Origin of the sequence: Cognatundibacterium rugosum, assembly GCF_014284365.1 — a bacterium.
Taxonomy (GTDB): domain Bacteria; phylum Pseudomonadota; class Gammaproteobacteria; order Burkholderiales; family Burkholderiaceae_D; genus Undibacterium; species Undibacterium rugosum.
In genome coordinates this window covers 138,778-161,207 of sequence record NZ_JACOGG010000001.1, presented here as the reverse complement: position 1 = coordinate 161,207, position 22,430 = coordinate 138,778, and the positions used below count along the sequence as shown (strand labels likewise).

Below are 22,430 nucleotides of genomic sequence, written 5' to 3'. Positions count from 1 at the left end.
GATAAACAAATCAAACGTCAATATTCCCCGCCCTTAACGCATTCCCTTCGATAAATGCGCGGCGTGGTTCTACGTCGTCGCCCATCAGGGTGGTGAAGATCTGGTCGGCGGCGATGGCGTCTTCGATCTGGACTTTGAGCAGGCGGCGTACGGTTGGGTCCATGGTGGTTTCCCACAGCTGTTCCGGATTCATTTCACCCAGACCTTTATAGCGCTGTTTGGAAACGCCGCGTTCGGCTTCGTCGCGCAGCCACAGCATGGCGTTGTGGAAGTCTTGTACTGCGATTTCCTTGGCTTTTTCGCCTTCGCCACGACGGATGAATGCGCCGTCGCCGATCAGGCCGGTGAAGGTGTGGGCGGCGTGTTCCAGCACTTTGTAGTCATTGCCATCGACAAAATCAGCGTCGATCTGGCTGACTTTGATATTGCCGTGGTGCAGACGTTCTACGCGCAGGCTGAAGCTGCCGGACAATTCGTCGCTGCGTACTACGGCTTTGACGGATGGGTCGGCAATCGCGGCGGTCATGGCTTCGGCAGATGCTTGTGCATTTTCGGCGCTGTCCAGTTTCAGGGTCACGCCGGTCATGATGGCGGTCAGTGCGGCGCGGTCGATCACGCGGGTTAAACGGGTCATGACGGCATTGGCCAGGTTGTACTGACGCACCAGTTCGCCCAGTGCTTCGCCCATGATCGGGTCGGCGCCGGTGCCAGGGATCAGCGCGGCACCATTCAGGGCCACGGTCATCATGTATTGGGCTTCTTCGGCATCGTCTTTCAGATAGCGTTCGTCGCGGCCGGCTTTGACTTTGTACAGTGGTGGCTGGGCGATGTAGATGTGGCCGCGTTCCACCAGTTGTGGCATTTGACGGTAGAACAGGGTCAGCAGCAGGGTACGGATGTGGGCGCCGTCAACGTCCGCATCGGTCATGATGATGATGCGGTGGTAGCGCAGTTTCTCGACATTGAATTCGTCCGGGCCGATGCTGGTGCCGAGTGTGGCGATCAGGGTGGTGATCTGTTCGGACGACAGCATTTTTTCAAAGCGGGCTTTTTCTACGTTCAGCACTTTACCGCGCAGTGGCAGAATCGCCTGGAATTTACGGTCGCGGCCTTGTTTGGCCGAGCCGCCCGCAGAGTCACCCTCGACGATGTAGAGTTCGCACAGCGCCGGGTCTTTTTCCTGGCAGTCAGCCAGTTTCGACGACAGGCCCAGGCCATCCATCACGCCTTTGCGGCGCGTCAGTTCGCGCGCTTTACGGGCTGCTTCGCGCGCGCGTGAGGCTTCCACGATTTTGCCGCAAATGATTTTGGCGTCGTTTGGTTTTTCAGCCAGGAAGTCGGTCAGGGTTTTGGCGACGATTTCTTCCACCGGGCCGCGTACTTCTGACGAGACTAATTTGTCCTTGGTCTGCGAGCTGAATTTTGGTTCTGGTACTTTGACGGATAACACGCAGGTCAGGCCTTCGCGCATGTCGTCGCCGGTGACTTCGACTTTGGCTTTTTTCGCGTACTCGTGTTCTTCGATGTATTTGTTGATGACGCGTGTCATCGCAGCGCGCAGGCCGGTCAGATGGGTGCCGCCGTCGCGCTGGGGAATATTATTGGTGAAGCACAGTACCTGTTCGTTGTAGGCATCATTCCATTGCATGGAGACGTCAACGGTGATGTTGGTGCCCTGGTCGGACATGCGTTCGCCGGTCGCCTGGAAAATCGTTGGATGCAGCACGCTTTTGGCTTTGTTGATGTATTCAACGAAGCCACGGGTGCCGCCTTCGAAGGCAAATAATTCTTCTTTGCCGGTGCGGTGGTCATTCAGTTTGATGCGTACGCCATTGTTCAGGAAGGACAATTCGCGGATACGCTTGGACAGAATTTCGTAATGGAATTCGACGTGATTGAAGATTTCTTCGTCGGCCCAGAAATGCACTTCGGTACCGCGTTTATCGGTCTCACCAGTGACTTTAATCGGGGAGGTGACGACGCCGTCGACGGTTTCCAGTTCGCGGTTTTGTACCACGCCTTTAGAAAATTCCATCTGATGCACTTTGCCATCGCGACGGATAGTCAGCTTCAGCAATTTGGACAGTGCATTCACGCAGGAGACACCCACGCCATGCAGGCCGCCGGAGACTTTATAGGAGTTTTGATCGAACTTACCACCGGCATGCAGCTCGGTCATCACGATTTCAGCAGCGCTGCGTTTAGGATCGTTTTTGTCGTCCCATTTAATGCCAGTCGGAATACCACGGCCATTGTCGGTGATGGAGATCGAGTTATCCGAATGGATGGTGACATTGATTTCTGTACAGTGACCGGCTAAGGATTCGTCAATCGAGTTATCCAGCACTTCGAATACCAGATGGTGCAGGCCAGTGCCGTCCGAGGTATCGCCAATGTACATGCCGGGGCGCTTACGCACGGCTTCCAGGCCTTCCAGAATCTGGATGGAGGACGCGCCGTAAGATTGATTTGGCTGCGCTGGAGTGTTGTCTTGGGTGTTATCGGACATGGCTACCTTCTGTTATTTGGTCTTACTGATATGGTCTTACTGATTCGGTCTTACTGCTTTGCTCTTCACGCGGCTGACAGTTCGATGCTGACTGTTGCACGATGCGCTTATGCTTTTTGCGGATGTCAGCAGAGCGGGATGAGGATGGGCTGTCGGTTTGCTTGCAGCTTGATATGGCCTTAGCATTGAATTCAGACCGGCAGTGTGAAATCAGTTTGCGCATATTGCTGTTGCCGCACTGATTGCACCTCATCCCTCCCCCCGGCCGCCAGCGGCAGAGGGGGAGTCAGGCTTGATGTCAGGCTTAAATTCGCATAGGCATGACGACGTATTTGAAGTCCGTGTTGTCTGGAATGGTGATCAGTGCGGACGAATTGGAATCGCCCAGCGAGATGCTGACCTGGTCGCATTTCAGGTTGTTCAATACGTCCAGCAGATAGCTGACATTGAAGCCGATATCGACGTTATCACCTCCGTAATCGATTTCGATTTCTTCCGCTGCCTCTTCCTGATCCGCATTGGTGGACAGGATTTGCATGCTGCCCGGAGTGATCACACAGCGTACACCTTTGAACTTGTCCGAGGTCATGATCGCAGCGCGTTGCAGCGAGCGCAGCAGCTGTTCGCGGCCCAGCGTAAAGCTGTTTTTATAGCCCTTAGGGATCACGCGGTTGAAGTCAGGGAATTTGCCTTCGACCAGCTTGGAGATCAGTTCGATGTCAGCAAAAGTCAGCTTCACCTGATTGTTAGCGATGTCCAGCTGTACCGGATCATCTTTGTCTTCCAGCAGGCGCTGCAATTCGATGATGGTTTTGCGTGGGATGATCACTTCGTGGCGTGGGAATTCCTGTTCCACTTCTACCTGGCAGAAAGCCAGACGGTGACCGTCAGTCGCCACCGCAATCACGTTTTTACCATCGACCACCAGCAGCAAGCCGTTCAGGTAGTAACGGATATCCTGTTGCGCCATGGAGAAATGCACCATGTTGAACAGGTGTTTCAGCGTTTTTTGCGGCAGACTCACGCTGGCATTGAAATGCTCGGCTTGCGCTACAGTCGGGAATTCTTCTGCTGCCAGGGTTTGCAGCGAAAAGCGTGATTTGCCGGACTGTACGCTCATGCGTTTGTTGTCGAGCTTGAGTACCACATCATTATCGTCTGGCAGTGCGCGCAGAATATCCAGCAATTTACGTGCAGCCACGGTGGTGGCGATGCTGTCACCACCGGAGCCGATTTCGGCCTTGGTCGTGATCTGCACTTCAATATCGGTCGAGAGGAACGACACTTGCTCACCATCTTTGCGTATGAGGATATTGGCCAAAATCGGCAATGTGTGCCGACGCTCGACAATACCACTCACAATTTGCAAAGGCCGGAGCAGTGTGTCCCGGTGGGTTTTTACCAATTGCATTTGAAATCCTCGCTAATTGTGGTTGTTAGGGTTGAAATAACTGACATCCCTGCTATACATAATTGTCACGTATATCGTCGGTTCTGTCAGATGTTTTGCCATCTGTTGTGCATTTCTTGCTTGCTGCCTGCAACAATTTTCTTGTTGGAAATCCTGCAAAATTTGTGCCCGGCAAGATTGGCGGCCTTCGCAGCTTAAACCCTTCTTATTGCCCCCTGATGACGCGCTTGTTAGTAGCGCGGACAGGGTGGGCCGCTGGCTAGCTGTCGCGCATCAGCCTTTCAGGGTTTGCTCCAGCACGTGTAATTCGTGATTGCATTCCGGATTTTTAGCCCGGTCAGCGGCGATTTTACGTACTGCATGCAAGACCGTGGTGTGATCGCGACCACCAAACAGTTCGCCGATTTCCGGCAAGCTCTTCTGGGTAAGTTCTTTCGCGAGGTACATCGCAATCTGACGTGGCCGCGCAATATTGGCCGGACGTTTTTTCGAATACATGTCGGCGACTTTAATATTGAAAAAGTCAGCCACGGTTTTCTGGATATTTTCCACAGAAATCTGACGGTTCTGCACCGACAGCAAATCTTTCAGCGCTTCTTTGACCACGTCTATCGTGATGTCTTTGCCGTGGAAGCGTGAATAGGCCAGAATCTTACGCAACGCGCCTTCGAGCTCACGCACATTCGAGCGCAGATGTTTCGCCACAAAGAATGCTACGTCGTCAGAGAAATTAACGCCTTCCGAATGCGCTTTTTTGAGCAAAATCGCGACCCGCATTTCCAGCTCAGGCGGCTCAATTGCTACCGTGAGGCCGGAATCAAAGCGCGAGATCAGGCGGTCATCCATGCCGGTGATTTCTTTTGGATAGGTATCACTGGTGATGATGATTTGTTTTTTCGCGGCGATCAGCGCTTCGAAGGCGTAGAAAAATTCTTCCTGGGTGCGGCTTTTACCGCCAAAGAATTGAATATCATCGATCAGCAACAGATCGAGCGAATGGTAATAGCGTTTAAATTCGTCAAAGCCTTTGCGCTGATAAGCGGTCACCACATCACGTACATATTGCTCAGCGTGGATGTAGCGTATCTTGGCATTCGGGTTATCGACCAGAATCTGGTTGCCAATCGCGTGGATCAAATGCGTTTTACCCAGGCCAACGCCGCCATATAAAAACAGCGGGTTATACGAGACACCGGGATTATTCGCGACCTGGATAGCGGCGGCACGTGCCAGCTGGTTGGCCTTACCGGTCACGAAGCTGTCAAAAGTCAGGTCAGAGTTAATGCGGCTTTGCTCGCGGCGTGGCGAGGTTTCTGGCGCAGCCGCCGGTTCCTGGATAATTTCCACACTCAGCGTGCCATGGTCCTGATCGCTGCCAGCGCGCGCAGGCGCAGGTGCAGACGAAGCGGCGACCGGCTTCTTGCCACCGCGCGGGTCAAGCACGAACTGGACTTCGACCGCGTCATCCCAGTACTGATTCGCCAGCTCAGAGATACGATTCGCAAACTGGGCTTTGACCCAGTCCAGCTTGAAACGGTTAGGCGCAGCAATGCGCAGCTTACCGTTCTCAAAATCGAGCGGTACCAGCGGTTTGATCCAGGCACTGTACTGTTGCGGAGGAAGCTCTTGCTCAAGTTGGGAAGAACAGGCTTGCCAGAAATTTTCCATGAATAACTTTACTGTATGAGGACTTACGCAAAACCGCTCCGGCGGCGTCATGGTTTTTGCCGTACAAACGTACAAATGTACTGGCGTCGCCGGGCCTTGCCGGGACAATTTTGCGTCAATCCCAGGTATTAAATGCAAATGCGCGGTTGCCGCTTTATCGGAGGAATGTGTGGAATGTCAGCCAGTGACGCCGGATTGCTGTGCAATCCACGGTGTATAACTCGCCAGTCTTCCACAGCTGACTCAGGGACTTTTACCAGTTAAATCAAGGATATCCGGGTAAAAGTTGTCTTACAGACATAAATCGGTGCCGCGCTAATCCTCTATTTTACCCCCGACTGCGGTAGTTATCCACAGCCTGATGATTAAATTTATTCTTTGCACTGCACCACTGGCAGTAAACCCGTTTTGATTAATTTTTGTGCTAAGTGATTGACACGTAAGCTAAAAATGGTGTCTAATTCAGGGTTCCCTACCCTCTTTTATTGGATGGTGCATTGTTTGTACTAATATGCAGCAAGCCATGAGCAGCGGTTTTGGGGCAGTAAAGGCGAAAGGCCTGACGTTATGCGCGAGCCGAAGTCGTATGCACGACAGCCTTTATCCGTAATTCCGATTTTTTTTATTGCTCAAATAGCGAGACCAACATGAAACGTACTTACCAACCTTCCGTCGTTCGCCGCAAGCGCACCCACGGTTTCCGCGCACGTATGGCAACCCGCGGTGGCCGCGCTGTTCTGAACGCGCGCCGCGCTAAAGGCCGTAAACGCCTGGCAGCCTGAGATCTGGCAGCTTGATTGTAAATAATTGGTCTGCGCCAGCCCCGGCTGATATCGCATGATCAATCATTTAGCTGACCCGGTTCTGGCCAATGCAGGCAATGCAGATTTTGCCCGCGTACGCCGCATCGTTAAAACGGATGAGTTTTCATCCGTTTTTCGTTTGCGGCCCGTGTTTAAAACTGCGCACTTTGTGCTCTATGCCAGAACCAATGAACTGACACATGCCCGTTTGGGGGTGGTGGCTGCCAAGCGCTTTGCGCCGCGTGCCGTGACCCGCAATACGATCAAACGCGTCACGCGTGAGATTTTCAGATGTTCTGCTTTGCAATCCGTGGATTGCATCGTGCGTCTGTCGCGGCCTGTGAACAGCAAAGATGGTCCTGCCACCACTGCCCAGCTTAAACGTGAGCTGCGGGCGGAATTGCTACGTCTGTTCGCTGCACCGGCTTGCAAACTGACGGGCTGACATGAAAACGCTGCTGCTCCTGTTGCTACGCTTTTATAAGTACGCAATCAGTCCTATGCTGGGGCAGAACTGTCGTTTTTATCCCAGCTGTTCTGAATACGCAGCAGAAGCCATTCAGCTGCATGGCGCTGCCAAAGGAAGCTGGCTGGCCGGCAAACGCTTGTGCAAATGCCATCCCTGGCATCCGGGCGGTGTCGATCACGTGCCTGCCGCAGGTGAAAAAAAAGCAAACGCCCCCATATCCGTCCAATGCTGTCCTGCCCACGCTGAGCAGACTGACAGCAAGGGTCATTCTTCTCACCTTTCCTGACATACAAAATGGATATCAAACGTACCGTCCTGTGGATTATCTTCTCCATGTCACTGTTGCTGCTTTGGGATAACTGGGCCCGCCATACTGGCAAGGCTTCGATGTTTTTCCCTAGCGCCAATCAACAGGCACAACAGAATCCGAAAGCCAGCGCTGCTGCCAGTGCCTCTGCCAATGCAGGGACTTTACCGGCTGCGACAGCTGCTGCCGCTGCTCAGGCTGCCGATGCAGTACCGGGCGTGCCTGAAATCAAGCGTGAAGTGATCACGATCACGACCGACGTATTCAAAGCGGATATCGATACTCAGGGTGGTGAGCTGAAGCGTCTGGAACTCTTGCAGTTCAAGGCAGCCGTGCATCACGATCACTGGTATGAGCCTTTCCTGGAACTGTTCAACAGCAAAAAAACAGCCCAGCCTACTCAGAATATCGTGCTGTTTGATCAAAGTGCAAAACGTACTTATCTGGCGCAATCCGGTCTGATCGGTGGTAATTTCCCTAACCATAAATCTGCCTTTGTGGCTAAGCCAGGTGTGCGCACACTCACTGACGGCGCCAAGCAGGTACAACTGGTACTGGAATCGGAAGTCGGCGGCGTCAAGCTGACTAAGACCCTGACTTTCAAACGTGGTGACTACATCATCGATGTACGTCATGAAATCACCAATAACACGGCTGCGGCGATTACGCCTTCGGTCTACATGCAGTTGCTGCATGACGGTACTAAGCCTGAATCCGGCGGCATGTTCTCCGCGACCGGTGAATTTTATGCACCGGCCGTGTACAGCGAAGCAGAAAAATTCCAGAAACTGGATTTCGAAAAAATCGAGAAAAATACTGCCAGCCATGCGATGAAAGCCGACAGTGGCTGGTTTGCGATGCTGCAGCATTTCTTCGTGTCTGCCGTGATCCCGGCTGATAAAACTCAGCGCGACATCTTCACCAAGAAAATCGATACCAATCTGTATGCAGTCGGTAACATCCTGCCAGTCGGCAGCGTGGCACCGGGTGCGACAGTGGCCAGCGACCTGCGTTTGTATTCCGGTCCGCAATCGACCGCCAGCCTGGAAAAAATTGCACCTGGTCTGGACCTGGTCAAAGACTACGGCATGCTCGCGTTCATCGCCAAGCCGCTGTTCTGGCTGATGGAACTGATCCACAACGTGATCGGTAACTGGGGCTGGACTATCGTGGTCTTCACGATCGCGATCAAACTGGCACTGTTCCCTTTGTCTGCTGCCGGTTACCGCAGTATGGCGAAAATGAAAGTCGTCACTCCGAAGATGCAGGCTGTGCGTGAGCGTTATAAAAATGATCCGCAAAAAATGAATCAGGCCATGATGGAGTTGTACAAAACAGAGAAAATCAATCCTCTGGGCGGCTGCTTCCCTATCCTGATCCAAATGCCGATTTTCCTGGCGTTGTACTGGGTATTGCAAGCGAGTGTGGAAATGCGCGGCGCGCCGTGGATGGGTTGGATCACCGATCTGACCTCGCCAGATCCGCTGTTCATTCTGCCTGTGATTTACGCGATTTCTATGTTTATCACAACCAAGCTCAATCCTGCGCCGGCTGATCCGGTACAGGCGAAGATGATGATGTTCATGCCTTTGATTTTCTCGGTCATGTTCTTCTTCTTCCCGTCGGGCCTGGTGTTGTACTGGGTAGTGAATAACATCCTGTCTATTGGTCAGCAATGGGTGATCAATAACAAGATGATCCCGCCAGAGCACAAGGCCTAATGCCTGATGCACTCAACAAGCCCGCAGATGCGGGCTTGTTTTTTGGTTGGGACAATGAGGGTAGTGCCCGAGTTTGTTTAGTGGGCTTCGTGGGGGCTTTGCCGGGGGTGGCCCGGCGGCCACTTACTTTTTCTTGCTTCGCCAAGAAAAAGTAAGCAAAAAGAAGGCGACCGCAATGTCACTGCCCCTGCGGGGTTCCCTTTGCTGCGAGCCAAAAAATGGGAAAGCTTCGAAACTCGCTGCGCTCAGACAACGAAGCTTTCTGATTCCATTTTTTAGCTCGCATCAAAGGCAGTGCCTGAGCGGAAAGCACTCCACGCCTACGCGCAACAATCGTCCGTAGCCTGAATGCTATCCGCTTGAGACGACGCAATTGATGTGGTCTGGAAAATGGATCAGAAATGACCGCTGTCTGAGCGCAGCGAGTTGCGGTCATTTCCCATTTTACGGAGTACATCAATTGTGCTGGAGCGTAGCGTAAGCACCCGTAGGGCGGTCGTCTTTCTTTTGCTTCCTTTTCTTTGACGAAGCAAAGAAAAGGGAGTGGCCGCCGGGCCACCCCCGGCAAAGCTCAGGCAAAGCTTAGGCAAAGCATCCACGAAGCCAAATAACCAAGTCCACACACTTTGTCGCATTTCCGTCACACAATACCCATCGAAACCACAAGCTTACTGGGTGCCAACTCAGAGCACAGATAGAATTTACTTATGATTTATGAACCTATCCCTATCGCCGCTATTGCAACCGCGCCCGGACGCGGTGGTATCGGCGTTGTCCGTATTTCGGGCAAAGACCTGGGCCCGGTGATACGGGCTTTGTTTAACGACATCCAGTTCAAACCGCGCCATGCAACGTATCTGCCGTTCACACAAGCCGATGGCAGTGTGATCGATCAGGGCATTGCGATTTATTTCAAAGCACCGCATTCCTACACCGGCGAAGACGTGCTGGAGCTGCAAGGCCATGGCGGACCGGTGGTGATGCAGATGTTACTGAGCCGTTGCCTGGAAGCGGGGCAGTCTGCGGGTTTGCGGCTGGCCGAGCCTGGCGAGTTTACACAACGTGCCTTCCTCAACGACAAGCTCGATCTGGCGCAGGCGGAAGCCGTATCCGACCTGATCGAAGCCTCGACTGAAGCCGCTGCTAAGTCGGCTTCGCAATCCTTATCCGGCGCGTTCTCGCGCGTGATCCATGAGCTGGTCGATAAGGTGGTGAATTTACGCATGCTGGTGGAAGCGACGCTGGACTTTCCTGAAGAAGAAATCGACTTCCTGGAAAAATCCAATGCACGCGGTCAGCTCAGCACCATACAGGCCGCTTTACAAAAAGTATTTGAACAGGCTGCACAAGGCGCTTTATTGCGTCAGGGTCTGAACGTGGTGCTGGCCGGGCAGCCGAATGTGGGCAAATCTTCATTGCTCAATGCACTGGCCGGTGACGATGTCGCCATCGTCACACCGATTGCCGGAACCACGCGCGATAAAGTCACCGAAACCATCCACATCGAAGGCATACCGCTCAACATCATCGACACCGCCGGTATCCGGCATGAACATGATGATGCGGAGCCGGGTGGCATTGTGAATGCGATAGATGCGGTCGAGCGCATAGGCATAGAACGCACCTGGGCCGAAGTAGAAAAAGCCGATGTGATCCTGCATTTGCTGGATGCCAGCCGTGGCCCTACCCGCGCCGATGAAGGCATCGTGGCGCGTTTTCCGGATGGCGTGCCTGTCATCCGTGTGTGGAACAAAATTGATTTGTCGGGCCATCATGCCAGTGTCGATCCTATGGACGACGCAACGCACATCTATCTGTCGGCGCAGGACCATATCGGGATCGATTTATTGCGCCAGGAATTGCTGCGTATCGCGGGCTGGGAGCAAACCGGTGAATCCCTGTATCTGGCACGTGAACGTCATCTGATTGCCCTTAAACACGCGCACGAACATTTGCTGCAGGCGGCGGAGTATGCGGCGCAAAATGATCAGTTACTCGATTTATTCGCTGAAGAACTGCGCCTGACGCAGGACAGACTCAACAGCATCACCGGTGAATTCACCAGTGATGATTTGCTGGGTGTGATTTTCTCGCGTTTTTGTATCGGTAAATAAGCGTCAGGCAGTTCGGTTTATCGCGTCCTGCCAGCTCGGTGTATCTGTCAGGCGTGCTGGACGCCGGCAGATGCAGGTTTTTGTTCATGATCCAGCAAAGCCAGCACTGCAGGGCGCAGGGTACGCAGGTAGATATAATCGGCCAACAATTGCAGCAAGAAGCTCAGCGTTACCATAAACAGCGCGCCAAACAGCTCGGAATCGTACGTAAACGCTACAAAGGCTAGGATGTAGATTGCACCGCTGGCAACTGCCCTCCAGTGACGGCGCTGACTGTTGAAAGCCGTTTGCTGCGCTGCCTCCAGCAGTGCAGGATACTGTGTTGGCGCGACTTCAGCCAGTTCCGGGATAGCTCTGATGATAGAGTCGTATAAGTAGCCGTGATAAATCATTTCCCCTCCATCTGCATTGCTTAATTAATTACCAATATAGCACAGCAAGTGCGGCAGTTAGCAAGGATTTACGTGTTCTGCACAGCCCAGAGCGCAATAGCCAGCCGGCTTATGTTAAGGTAGATCGTGTGAACATTTAAACTTTGCATCATGTGTCAATTACTAGGAATGAATTGCAATACCCCGACCGATATCGTGTTCAGCTTTACCGGTTTTGCGACGCGCGGCGGTCTGACCGATGAGCATAAAGATGGCTGGGGTATCGCTTTTTTTGAAGGCAATGGCGTGCGCCTGTTTGTCGATCATCAGCCAGCGATGAGTTCGCCGGTGGCAGAGCTCATTAAACGCTATCCGATCCAATCTGAAAACGTGATTGCACATATCCGCAAAGCGACGCAGGGCGAAGTGACGTTGGAAAACTGCCATCCGTTTGTGCGCGAATGTTGGGGAAAATACTGGGTGTTTGCCCACAATGGTGATCTGAAAAATTTTGCTCCCCAGCTGAATGGCAGCTTTCTGCCGGTCGGCAGCACAGACAGTGAAACTGCGTTTTGCTATTTGCTACAGCGTATGCGTGAACGCTTTGGAGAGCAAAGTCCGGACTTGCCTGCATTGAGCCGCTTCATGCAAGAGATTTGTGCTGAAATCGCGGCCTATGGCACCTTCAATCTGATGCTGTCAAATGGAGAAGCCTTGTTCACTCATTGTTCGACCAAGCTGCACTACATCGTGCGTCAGTATCCTTTCCCTACTGCCAGTCTGTCGGATGAACAAATGAGTGTGGATTTTTCTGAAGTGACTACACCGCGCGACAAGGTGGCAGTGATAGTGACCGAGCCGCTCACCCATAATGAATGCTGGACCCAGTACCAGCCCGGTGAGCTGAAAGTCTTCGTTGATGGGGATGTCTGGCTGGCAGGAGAGGCCGCATGAACCCGCGTCTGGTCGATCAGCTCGATACCAATTTACTGCGCGTGCTGCACACCTTGCTGACTGAGCGCAGTGTGACCCGTACCGCGATGAAGCTGGGACAGTCACAGCCTGCGATCAGTAATATGCTCAAGCGCCTGCGCGATATCACTGGCGATGCGATTCTGGTGCGCGGGAAAAACGGCATGACACCGACCGAGCGCGGTCAGGAGTTATTGCAACTGGCACAGCAGGGGCTGAAGGTGATGGAGAGTATCGCCAGTCCCGCGCCTGCCTTTGTCGCCGCGACTACTCAACGCGTATTTCATCTGGGTGCTCCGGATTATCTGAGTGTGTTACTGCTGCCGCTGGTGATGGAAAAAGTGCGTGAACTGGCGCCCAATGCAGGTCTGGTGATCCATGCGCTGAATGCAGGTTTTGATTACGCGACTGCATTGGAAAACGGCGAACTCGATTGCGTGATCGGCAACTGGCCGGATCTGCCACCGCAATTGCATATCGCTCAGTTGTTTGAAGATGAGCTGGTTTGCATGGTCAACCGCAAACATCCCGTAGTCAGCAAAGGCCTGTCGCTGCGCTACTATCTGGATATGCCACATCTGGCGCCGACGCCTTACATGGCTGGACATCGCAGCATCATCGACACAGCCCTGGCCGAGTTGGGGCATAAGCGCAAAATCCAGATGACACTGCCTTACTTCGGCATGGTGCCGTATGTATTGTCACGTACTGACCTGCTCTTCACCACCAGCCGCAGCTTTGCGGTGCAATGTGCGAAAGACTGGCCGATCGAAGTGCTGCCGGTGCCGGTGCCTATGCCTAAAATGAAATTCTTCATGCTCTGGCATGAACGTGTGCATGCGGCAGCGGAAGTGCAATGGTTACGCAAAATCATTGCCGAGTCAGCGCAACAGGTGTGCGCTTAGCCATAAAAAAACGCGGCTCACTGGTGAGCCGCGTTTTTATTTGGGACAGCTTAGTTTCGCCCGGTATTAGCCCGGAACCTTACCGTCCACGCCTTCCACATAGAACTTCACTTCATGCAGGAATTTGTCGTCTGCGACAGCATCTTTGCCCAGCACTTCTTTACCGGTATTGTCCTTGATCGGACCTTTCCAGATAGGTGCAGTACCATCGATCACACCCTGACGACGTTCTGCGATGAGTTTTTTGACTTCATCAGACAGCGTGGCATTGAAAGACTTGAGGTCTATCATATTTTCTTTCAGGCCCCACCAGGTAGTGTCTGATTTCCATTTACCTTCCAGCACTTCGCCTACACGTTTGTTGTAGTACACGCTCCAGTCTATGGTAGAGGCGGCGACGTGGGCTTTCGGGCCGAACTTAGTCATGTCGCTGTCCCAGCCGAATGCGAGCACGCCTTTTTCTTCTGCCGTTTGTACTACCGCGGCGGAGTCTGTATTTTGCATCAGTACGTCCACGCCCTGACCGATCAGGGTGATCGCTGCTTCACGTTCTTTGCCCGGATCAAACCATTTATTGACCCACACGACTTTGGTCGTGGCATTCGGATTCACAGAGCGTGCGCCCAGTGTGAAGGAGTTGATATTACGCAGCACTTCAGGAATTGGTACCGAAGCGACCACACCCAGCTTGCCGGATTTGCTCAGCTTACCAGCGGCGACACCGGCCAGATACGCGCCTTCATAGGTACGCACATCGTATTGCGCCAGATTGGCAGCAGTTTTGAAGCCAGTTGCATGTTCGAATTTCACGTCCGGGAAATCCTTGGCGACTTTGACCATCGCTTCCATATAACCGAAGGTGGTCCCGAAAATCAGTTTGTTGCCCTGGCTGGCCAGATCGCGGATGACGCGTTCTGCATCGGCTGCGCTTTCCGGGACGTTTTCGACGAAAGTGGTTTTTACTTTTTCGCCATACTGTGCCTCGACTTGCTTACGGGCCGCGTCATGCGCGTAAGTCCAGCCTGCGTCGCCGACTGGGCCCACGTAAATGAAGGCGACTTTCAGTGCTTCTGCGCTGTTGGCAGCGGCGGCACCGGATGCTGCGGAAGCAGCTGGCTGCGCTTCGTCTTTCTTGCCGCAGGCGGCCAGTCCGAGTACGGCAAACGAGATTGCAGCGACCAGGGTTTTTCTACGGGAGATTGTCATCATGGACTTCCTTCAGTGAACAAAACAGTAAATTCATTTCAAAATCAACAGCACCGTCATTAAGGACGGAAGGGCTTACCCAGCGAGGCTGGCATATTCAGGCGTATCCAGTCAGGATTACGCGAGATCAGGACCAGCACTACGATGGTGGCAACATAAGGCAGCATAGACAGGATCTGCGAGGGAATCGCTATCCCTATCGCCTGAAAATGAAATTGCAGGATAGTTACGCTGCCGAACAGTAAAGCACCGAGCAAGACCCGTGCCGGACGCCATGTCGCGAAGGTGGTCAGCGCCAGTGCGATCCAGCCGCGACCCGCGACTAAGCCTTCCACCCACATTGGCGTGTAGATAATCGACAGATAAGCACCGGCGATACCGCAGCAGGCACCGCTAAACAACAGGGCCAGAAAGCGGATACGCAATACCGGATAACCAAGCGCATGGGCTGATTCAGGCGATTCGCCGACTGCGCGCAACACCAGTCCGGTACGGCTGCGGTATAAAAACCAGATCAGTCCGGCGCATAGCAGCAGACTGAAATACACCGCCAGATGCTGATCAAATAAGGCTTTGCCGACAAAGGGCAATTGATTCAGCACGGGAATGCCGTGGCTGACTGCAGGCAGCGACTGGCCCACAAAAGACTGACCGATGAACGCCGATAAGCCGGTACCGAAGATAGACAAGGTCAGCCCGGTTGCGACCTGATTGGTTGCCAGTGACAAGGCCAGCCACGCAAACAGCGTTGCCATCAGCATGCCGGCGACTGCACCTGCGGCAAAACCCAGCCAGGGATTGTGGGTCTGGTGCGCAACTGCGAAACCGACGATGGCCGCGACCAGCATCATGCCTTCTGCACCCAGATTCAGCACGCCTGCACGTTCATTGATCAGCAGGCCGAGTGCCGCGATCAGCAAAGGGGTGCCGGAATTGATGGAGGCGGCAATTAAAGAAGCAAAGTTTTCCATGAATTATTTTTTCCAGCGCAGACGGTAGTGGATGAGCGTGTCACAGGCCAGCAGCATGAACAGCAGCATGCCTTGGAATAAGCCGGTGATGGCTGATGGCAGACCCAGACGCGATTGCGCCATTTCACCGCCCAGATAAAACAGCGATAACACCAGACCGCCAAAAATGGTGCCGATGGGATTGAGGCGGCCAATAAATGCCACGATAATCGCGGCAAAGCCATATCCCGGCGAGATCGACGGTAATACCTGACCGATAGGTCCAGTCACTTCAAACGCACCGGCCAGACCGGCGAAACCACCGGAAATCAGCAACGAAGTCCAGAGTGCGTTGCGGCTGGAAAAACCGGCATAACGGGCCGCCAGCGGTGCCAGTCCACCCACTGTCAGGCGGTAACCGGCAAAGCTGCGATACACGAATACCGCCATCGCGGCCGTTGCTGCCAGCATCACGATAAAGCCGATATGCAGACGGCTGCCGGAAAACAGATGCGGCAGCAGATAGTCGCTGGAAAAGACTTTGGATTGCGGGAAGTTCATGCCATTCGGGTCTTTCAGCGGGCCATTCACCGCATACATCAGGAATAACTGTGCGATGTAAGTCAGCATCAGCGACACCAGAATTTCATTGGCATGAAAACGGTCGCGTAACAGCGCTGTGATACTGGCCCAGCAGGCGCCACCGGCGACGCCAGCCAGTGAAGCGCTCAGTAAAACCAGCCAGGGGCTGGCTCCACTGCCCTGATCGAAAAACAGTACGGTGGCACCGGCGGCCAGGCCGCCTGCGATCAATTGTCCTTCCGCGCCGATATTCCAGACATTGGCACGGTAACAGACCGATAAGCCGAGTGCGCATAACACCAGCGGCGTGGTTTTCAGCAGCAGTTCCGAGATGGCTGACAGATTGCGCAGCGGTTCCAGCAAAAACACTTGCAGACCGGTCACAGGATTTTTTCCTAGAGCGACGAACAGCAGAGCACCAAAGAATATGGTCAGTGCCACCGCCAGCAATGGTGAACAATACGCCATCAGGCGCGATGAGCCGGGTCGTAATTCCAGTTTAAACACGTTCAGCCTCCTGTGCCGGCTGCACCGCATTCACGCTATTCCCGCCATCTTCGCTATTCCACAAACCACTCATCCATAATCCTATCTGTTCGCGGCTGGCTGCTGCGCTATCAATGGAGGGCGACAGCCGGCCTTTGGCGATCACATGCATGCGATCGCATAAGCTGAATAATTCATCCAGTTCTTCCGAAATCACCAGCACGGCGCAACCTGCGGCGCGTAGCTTGCGGATTTCGCTGTGTATCTGGGCGGCGGCACCGATGTCCACACCCCAAGTCGGTTGCGCCACGATGAACACTTCTGGCTCACGTGTGATTTCGCGCCCGACGATGAATTTCTGCAGATTGCCGCCTGATAAGCTGCGCGCCAGTGCTGCCGGCCCGGACGCCTTGACGCGGAAACGCGCAATGATCGCGGCGGCTGCATCAATGGTGTGCGCAAACTGGATCATGCCGTGTCGCACGAACGGTGCGCGCTGATGCGATAACAGCATATTGTCGGTCAGGCTCAGTTCAGGCACCGCACCACGTCCCAGTCTTTCTTCCGGCACCAGGCTTTGCTTTAAGGCACGCCGCGCAGCCGGTCCGCGATGGCCGACCGCTTTATCCTGCAGCCGTATCATCTCGGCCTTGGCACGCCGGTCTTCGCCCGATAAGGCGGCCAGTAATTCCTGCTGCCCGTTGCCGGACACACCGGCAATACCGACGATTTCACCCGCATGAACGGCAAAGGAAATGTCTTCCAGAGCAGTGGCGAACGCATGGGATTTGGGCAGATTCAGCCCCTGTACCACCAGCTTGGCCGCACCGGTGGTTTGCGGGCCGTGATCGCTGTGGCTGACTTCGGTATCACCGATCATCAGGCGCGACAGACTGGCTGCGGTTTCCTGACGTGGATCGCAATGACCAGTGACTTTACCCATGCGCATCACGGTTGCGGAATGGCAGAGTTCGCGGATTTCATCGAGTTTATGACTGATGTACAGAATACTGCAGCCTTCCGATGCGATCTTGCGTAAGGTCACAAACAGCTTCTGCACAGCCTGCGGGGTCAGCACCGAAGTCGGCTCGTCCAGGATCAGCAATTGCGGTTTGGTCAGCAAGGCGCGGACGATTTCCACCCTTTGCCGCTCACCCACGCTCAGGGTATGCACATGACGGTGCGGTTCCAGCTCCAGACCATAATTCTGACCAGTCTGGCGTATTTGCTCCGCCAATTGCGTCATATCGATGCCCGGCTCCAGTCCGAGTGCGATGTTTTCGGTCACAGTCAGCGTATCAAACAGCGAGAAATGCTGGAACACCATGGAGAGGCCGAGTTTGCGCGCGGCTTGCGGTGAACTGATTTGTACAGTTTGTCCATTCCAGCGCATCTGACCGGAATCCGGTTTGACTGCGCCGAAGATGATTTTCATCAGCGTGGATTTACCCGCGCCGTTTTCGCCCAGCACGGCATGAATTTCGCCCGGTGCTACGCGCAGGCGAATATGGTCATTGGCGACCACCGAGGGATAGCTTTTGCAGATGTCGACCAGTTCCAGACGGGAACCGGTGATTGCAGCAGTTGAGGTCACATTATCCTTTCCAACCAGGGAAACTGGTACTGGCCACATGCCTGAACGGACCAGAACATCGATCCGGTTATCAGGGTGTCAGCAGAAAATTCAGCAGAAAGCCGGAATGCCGGCATGAAATTCAACAACAACAGCGTTTTCAGGGTAGAGATGCGGCATACGCTACATCATCATAAAAAGCACATGTTCTGTATTCGGGCAGCATTATAAATGCCAGTGGCCTGCTTTCACACAATCAATATCGCTCTGAAATCATTCACATTGGTACGGGTCGGGCCAGTCATGATCAAATCATTAACAGCCTCAAAAAAATGATAGGCATCGTTGTTTTCCAACATCGCCCGGCCTGACAGCTGCAATTCCTGCGCCCTTTGCAGGGTATCGGGGCCGCAATACGCGCCCGCATTGTCTTCGGTACCATCAATGCCATCGGTATCGCAGGCCAGTGCATGGATGCGCGGATGGCCAGCACAGGCCAAAGCAAAACTCAGCAAAAACTGGGCATTGCGGCCACCGCGCCCCTGGCCGCGCACTGTCACACTGGTTTCCCCGCCCGATAACAGCACACAGGGTGTCTGAAAGGGCTGGCCATGCTGTGCGATCTGGCGTGCCAGTGCCGCATGCATCAGACCGATATCGGCTGCCTCGCCTTCGATTTCATCGGACAGAATATAGGCCGCGATGCCAGCTTCACGGGCTTTGGCGGCAGCCGCCTGCAGCGATTGTTGCGCCGTGCTGATGATGTGATGCGTATGCCCGTGGAAGCGTGGATCGCCGGGCTTGGGGGTTTCAGCCGCGCCGCTATGCCAGTCTGCCAATACGCTGTCAGGCAGCGTAATCTGATATTTTTGTATGATGGCCAGTGCCTGTGCACAGGTACCGGGATCAGGCAGGGTGGGGCCGCTGGCAATCACGTGCGCTTCGTCACCGGGCACGTCGGAAATCAACAAGGTCACGACACGCGCCGGTCCACACGCCAGCGCCAGGCGACCGCCCTTGATGGCAGACAGGTGTTTGCGTACGCAATTCATTTCACTGATGCTGGCGCCGCTGCGCAACAGCGCTTTATTGATCGCCTGTTTCTGTTGCAAGCTGATGCCGGGCGCCGGTAAGGCCAGCAAGGCTGAACCGCCACCGGAAATCAGGCATAACACCAGATCTTCCGCAGTCAGGTCCTGCAACTGTTGCCGTATGCGTTGCGCTGCCTGCTGTCCGGCCGCATCGGGCACCGGATGGGCGGCTTCGATCACTTCGATCTGCTGACATGGCGCACCATGTCCATAACGTGTCACCACCAGCCCGGACAGTGGTCCCTGCCAGTGCTGCTCTACCGCCAGCGCCATGGCTGCAGCGGCTTTACCGGCACCGATCACGACGGTACGGCCGTGCGCGGGTGGACTGGGTAAGAAGGCAGGCAGACGCTGGCTGGCGCTGGCAGCGTCGACTGCGCAGTTGAACAAGGAATGCAGAAATTGGCGTGGGTACGAAATAGTCATGGCGTAGAGGAGTAAGATGACGGTTTTGCGCGGAACTGCGCATGACTCATCTTAAACCTATGTCTTACGATTTTGCTCAAGTCAACGCAACAATGCAAAAGTATGTGGATCGCCAGATACTGGCGGGTGTCTCCACTGCGGTGCTGAAGGGTCAGGATCTGGTGCATCTGCATTGCGCCGGTTGGGCTGATAAAGAAAACGATATCCCACTACGCGAAGATCATTTATTCCGGATTTTTTCTAACACCAAGCTGATCACCTCGATGGCGATCCTGCTGTTGGTGGAGGATTGCAAACTGGGACTGGATGATCCGGTCGACCCCTATATTCCGCAGTTGGCTAAGCGTCGCGTATTGCGGCCGGATGCACGCAGTCTGGACGATACCGAAGCGGCTCACTCAGCGATTACGATACGTCATTTACTGAACCATACGTCCGGCCTCGGCTATGGCTTGCTCGATCATGGCAGCCTGCTTTACAAAGCCTACAATGAAAGACGGGTGCTGAATGCATTTCAGACGCTGGCGGAGATGATCACCTTGCTGGAAGACTTGCCATTGAATTTTCATCCGGGCAGCGCCTGGCAATATTCGATTGCAAGTGATGTCTTATCGCGCGTAGTCGAAGTGGTCAGTGGCAGGGATTTCGAGCAATTCCTGCGTTTGCGTATTTTTAATCCACTCGGCATGGACGATACCGGCTTCTATGTGCCGCAAGCCCAGCACAGCCGGCTGACTGCGTATTACAGTGGTGCCGATCCGCAAAATATTCTGCAACGTGGTTTGCGCAGACTGGATAAATCGCCGTATCCGGGTGCTTTTACACAGCCAGTCGCGCGCTTGTCAGGTGGCGGTGGTCTGGTCTCCAGCATGCATGACATGCTGGCGCTGATGCGCACTTTCCTGCCCGGTGGCGATGCGATCCTGAAGCCGGAAAGCATGGCGCTGATGATGCAAAATCAGTTGCCAGCCGGGACAGGCATCAGCTTTCCTGGCATAGGCAACGTACCGAACAAGGGCTTTGGTCTGGGCGGTGCCGTTACGTTGCAGCCGGACGTGAATGATCCACCTGCTGCAGCTGGCGAATTTGAATGGGGTGGTATCGCGGGTACACACTGGTGGATCTCGCCGCGTCATCAGATCGCCGGTGTATTGATGACCCAGAAGCTGATGAGCTTCTGGCATCCGTTTTCATTTGATTTTAAACGGCTGGCTTACCAGGCAGTCGGTGCTCAATAACAGGAGAGGGTATGCAAGAACTGAGTCAACAAACAAACAGTATGCGTGTGCTGCTGCGCGCACTGACACCCACACTGATGTTAATCCTGAGCGCATGCAGCAGCTTGCAGCAAGCGCCTCAGGTGGATAACACGCAAGCCGCTGCCGCTGTGCAAAGCCGCTGGGTAGTACTGGGTGAACAGGGCCAGCCGATTGCGCGTGCCGTGACCAGCGCGGCCAGCTGTCCCGACATCGTACAGGATGGTCAGATGATGCCCATGCAATTACGTGCTGGCGCTGCAACCATTGCGCAGCGTAAAACCGCGAGTAAGCCGGAAGATTCCAAGCCCTCCGCGTTTCCGGTACTGACTTGCGAAGCAGTGCTGAAGCCGGGCGTGCAAAGCGCCAGCATCGCCGGTCAGGCACTGCCTTTGCCTAAGCCAGTGGCTCAGAAAATTCTGGTGATCGGCGATACCGGTTGTCGTTTAAAAAATGCGGATAATTATTTTCAATCCTGTAATGACAGCGATAAATGGGCATTCCGCCAGATGGTGACGGCTGCAGCCCGCCTGCAACCGGATCTGGTGGTGCATGTAGGGGATTACCATTACCGCGAAAATGCCTGCCCGGAGGGCAATCCTGAATGCGCGGGCAGCCCCTGGGGCTACGGCTGGGATACCTGGCAGGCGGATTTCTTTGCACCGGCTCAGGCTTTGCTGAAAACGGCACCCTGGGTCATGGTACGCGGCAATCATGAGACTTGCGTACGCGCCGGGCAAGGCTGGTGGCGTTTGCTGGATCCACGCCCTTTGCAGGAGGGACGGGATTGCAATCTGGCAGCAAATGACAGCCAGGGTGATTACAGCCCGCCGTATGCGGTGCCGCTGGGTCGTCTGGATGGCCAGCAGGCGCAGCTGATCGTATTCGATTCGTCTAAAGTGCCCTACAAAGTGTTAGCCAAAGACGATCCCGTGTATGCCACGTATATGCAGCAATTTAAACAAGTCGATCAGCTCGCAGAACAAGCCGACTTTAATTTTTTCATCAACCATCATCCTATCTTGGCGTTCGCAGTAGAACGTGGTAAAGGCGGTGATTTGCAAATCTGGCCCGGTGCATTGGCCTTGCAGGATGTGATGCAGCAGACCCATCCGCAACGTCTGTTCCCGGAAAAAGTACAGGCCACGTTGTCCGGCCATGTGCATTTATTCGAAGCGCTAACTTTCAGCACCGGACAGCCGACCCAGTTTGTATCTGGCAATGGCGGTTCCTCGCTGGATTTCCCTTTGCCCATGCCTTTGCAGCCAGGGGCTACGCCACTGGCCGGTGCTACGGTGGACTTCTTCACCAATTCCAATGATGTCGGTTACATGCTGATGGAGCGCAAGGGGCAGCGCTGGATTATCCAGGCATGGAATCTGGCTGGCCGCTTGCTGGCGGAGTGCGATATGCACAATCAACGGACACAATGCCGTGTCCCATCCTGAGTGAATTTCTGACTCATCCTGACTGCATGACGCAGCGCTTTTGCGTCATGCAGTCAACTTCCACCTTCTCCCTTACTTCCCCATTCCGGCTGTTCTGCTTCCCGACCGACATGCGCTGCATGCTGCTGTGAGTCAGCGCACGATCTGCGCCAAATCTGGGAA

At 54.3% G+C, this 22,430-nt stretch carries 18 protein-coding genes; 9 read left to right on the top strand and 9 right to left on the bottom strand.

The window, feature by feature from the left end:
- Positions 1-10: 10 nt before the first annotated feature.
- The 3 genes from gyrB to dnaA all read right to left on the bottom strand — a co-directional run bounded on the left by gyrB (position 11) and on the right by dnaA (position 5,588).
- Complete coding sequence (gene gyrB, locus H8K47_RS00690) at positions 11-2,509, bottom strand: DNA topoisomerase (ATP-hydrolyzing) subunit B (protein ID WP_186879505.1); 2,499 nt, start codon at positions 2,507-2,509, stop codon at positions 11-13.
- A 304-nt stretch (positions 2,510-2,813) separates the two neighbouring features.
- Complete coding sequence (dnaN, locus tag H8K47_RS00685; protein WP_162019655.1) at positions 2,814-3,920, bottom strand: DNA polymerase III subunit beta; 1,107 nt, start codon at positions 3,918-3,920, stop codon at positions 2,814-2,816.
- 273 nt (positions 3,921-4,193) lie between these two features.
- On the bottom strand, positions 4,194-5,588 hold the full coding sequence (gene dnaA / locus H8K47_RS00680; protein WP_186879504.1) for a chromosomal replication initiator protein DnaA: 1,395 nt from the start codon (positions 5,586-5,588) through the stop codon (positions 4,194-4,196).
- A gap of 647 nt (positions 5,589-6,235) precedes the next feature.
- Between dnaA and rpmH the strand changes: the two genes are divergently transcribed.
- The 5 genes from rpmH (at position 6,236) to mnmE (ending at position 11,002) form a co-directional block, all read left to right on the top strand.
- Complete coding sequence (gene rpmH, locus H8K47_RS00675; protein WP_061535510.1) at positions 6,236-6,370, top strand: 50S ribosomal protein L34; 135 nt, start codon at positions 6,236-6,238, stop codon at positions 6,368-6,370.
- A gap of 55 nt (positions 6,371-6,425) precedes the next feature.
- Entirely contained in the window at positions 6,426-6,836 is a 411-nt protein-coding gene (rnpA, locus tag H8K47_RS00670; protein WP_186879503.1) for a ribonuclease P protein component, read from the top strand.
- Position 6,837: 1 nt separating this feature from the next.
- On the top strand, positions 6,838-7,146 hold the full coding sequence (gene yidD, locus H8K47_RS00665) for a membrane protein insertion efficiency factor YidD (RefSeq protein ID WP_162019658.1): 309 nt from the start codon (positions 6,838-6,840) through the stop codon (positions 7,144-7,146).
- 8 nt (positions 7,147-7,154) lie between these two features.
- Complete coding sequence (gene yidC, locus H8K47_RS00660; protein ID WP_186879502.1) at positions 7,155-8,888, top strand: membrane protein insertase YidC; 1,734 nt, start codon at positions 7,155-7,157, stop codon at positions 8,886-8,888.
- 707 nt (positions 8,889-9,595) lie between these two features.
- Positions 9,596-11,002 (top strand): tRNA uridine-5-carboxymethylaminomethyl(34) synthesis GTPase MnmE, encoded by a 1,407-nt coding sequence (mnmE, locus tag H8K47_RS00655; protein WP_186879501.1) that lies wholly within the window; start codon positions 9,596-9,598, stop codon positions 11,000-11,002.
- Positions 11,003-11,049: 47 nt separating this feature from the next.
- Here mnmE and H8K47_RS00650 read toward each other — a convergent pair whose 3' ends face one another.
- On the bottom strand, positions 11,050-11,394 hold the full coding sequence (locus H8K47_RS00650; RefSeq protein ID WP_186879500.1) for a hypothetical protein: 345 nt from the start codon (positions 11,392-11,394) through the stop codon (positions 11,050-11,052).
- 150 nt (positions 11,395-11,544) lie between these two features.
- On the opposite strand from H8K47_RS00650, the gene H8K47_RS00645 reads away from it, so the two are divergent.
- Positions 11,545-12,327, top strand: a complete 783-nt coding sequence (locus H8K47_RS00645; RefSeq protein WP_186879499.1) for a class II glutamine amidotransferase — start codon at positions 11,545-11,547, stop codon at positions 12,325-12,327.
- The gene (locus H8K47_RS00640) at positions 12,324-13,250 is read left to right on the top strand and encodes a LysR family transcriptional regulator (protein WP_162019667.1); all 927 of its coding nucleotides are present in this window, start codon (positions 12,324-12,326) and stop codon (positions 13,248-13,250) included. Before H8K47_RS00645 ends, H8K47_RS00640 begins: the two co-directional genes overlap by 4 nt.
- 66 nt (positions 13,251-13,316) lie before the next feature.
- On the opposite strand, the gene H8K47_RS00635 is transcribed toward H8K47_RS00640, so the two are convergent.
- The 5 genes from H8K47_RS00635 to H8K47_RS00615 form a co-directional block, all read right to left on the bottom strand.
- Entirely contained in the window at positions 13,317-14,456 is a 1,140-nt protein-coding gene (locus H8K47_RS00635) for a BMP family ABC transporter substrate-binding protein (RefSeq protein ID WP_186879675.1), read from the bottom strand.
- A 59-nt stretch (positions 14,457-14,515) separates the two neighbouring features.
- Positions 14,516-15,427: an ABC transporter permease gene (locus tag H8K47_RS00630; protein WP_186879498.1), complete on the bottom strand. Its 912-nt coding sequence runs from the start codon at positions 15,425-15,427 to the stop codon at positions 14,516-14,518.
- A gap of 3 nt (positions 15,428-15,430) precedes the next feature.
- On the bottom strand, positions 15,431-16,456 hold the full coding sequence (locus H8K47_RS00625) for an ABC transporter permease (RefSeq protein ID WP_230405071.1): 1,026 nt from the start codon (positions 16,454-16,456) through the stop codon (positions 15,431-15,433).
- Between the two features lie 31 nt (positions 16,457-16,487).
- Complete coding sequence (locus tag H8K47_RS00620) at positions 16,488-18,068, bottom strand: ABC transporter ATP-binding protein (protein WP_408057808.1); 1,581 nt, start codon at positions 18,066-18,068, stop codon at positions 16,488-16,490.
- A 227-nt stretch (positions 18,069-18,295) separates the two neighbouring features.
- Entirely contained in the window at positions 18,296-19,564 is a 1,269-nt protein-coding gene (locus H8K47_RS00615; protein ID WP_186879495.1) for a glycerate kinase type-2 family protein, read from the bottom strand.
- A 41-nt stretch (positions 19,565-19,605) separates the two neighbouring features.
- Between H8K47_RS00615 and H8K47_RS00610 the strand changes: the two genes are divergently transcribed.
- Complete coding sequence (locus tag H8K47_RS00610; protein ID WP_222612701.1) at positions 19,606-20,802, top strand: serine hydrolase domain-containing protein; 1,197 nt, start codon at positions 19,606-19,608, stop codon at positions 20,800-20,802.
- An 11-nt stretch (positions 20,803-20,813) separates the two neighbouring features.
- Positions 20,814-22,268 (top strand): metallophosphoesterase family protein, encoded by a 1,455-nt coding sequence (locus tag H8K47_RS00605; RefSeq protein WP_230410126.1) that lies wholly within the window; start codon positions 20,814-20,816, stop codon positions 22,266-22,268.
- Positions 22,269-22,430 lie beyond the last annotated feature (162 nt).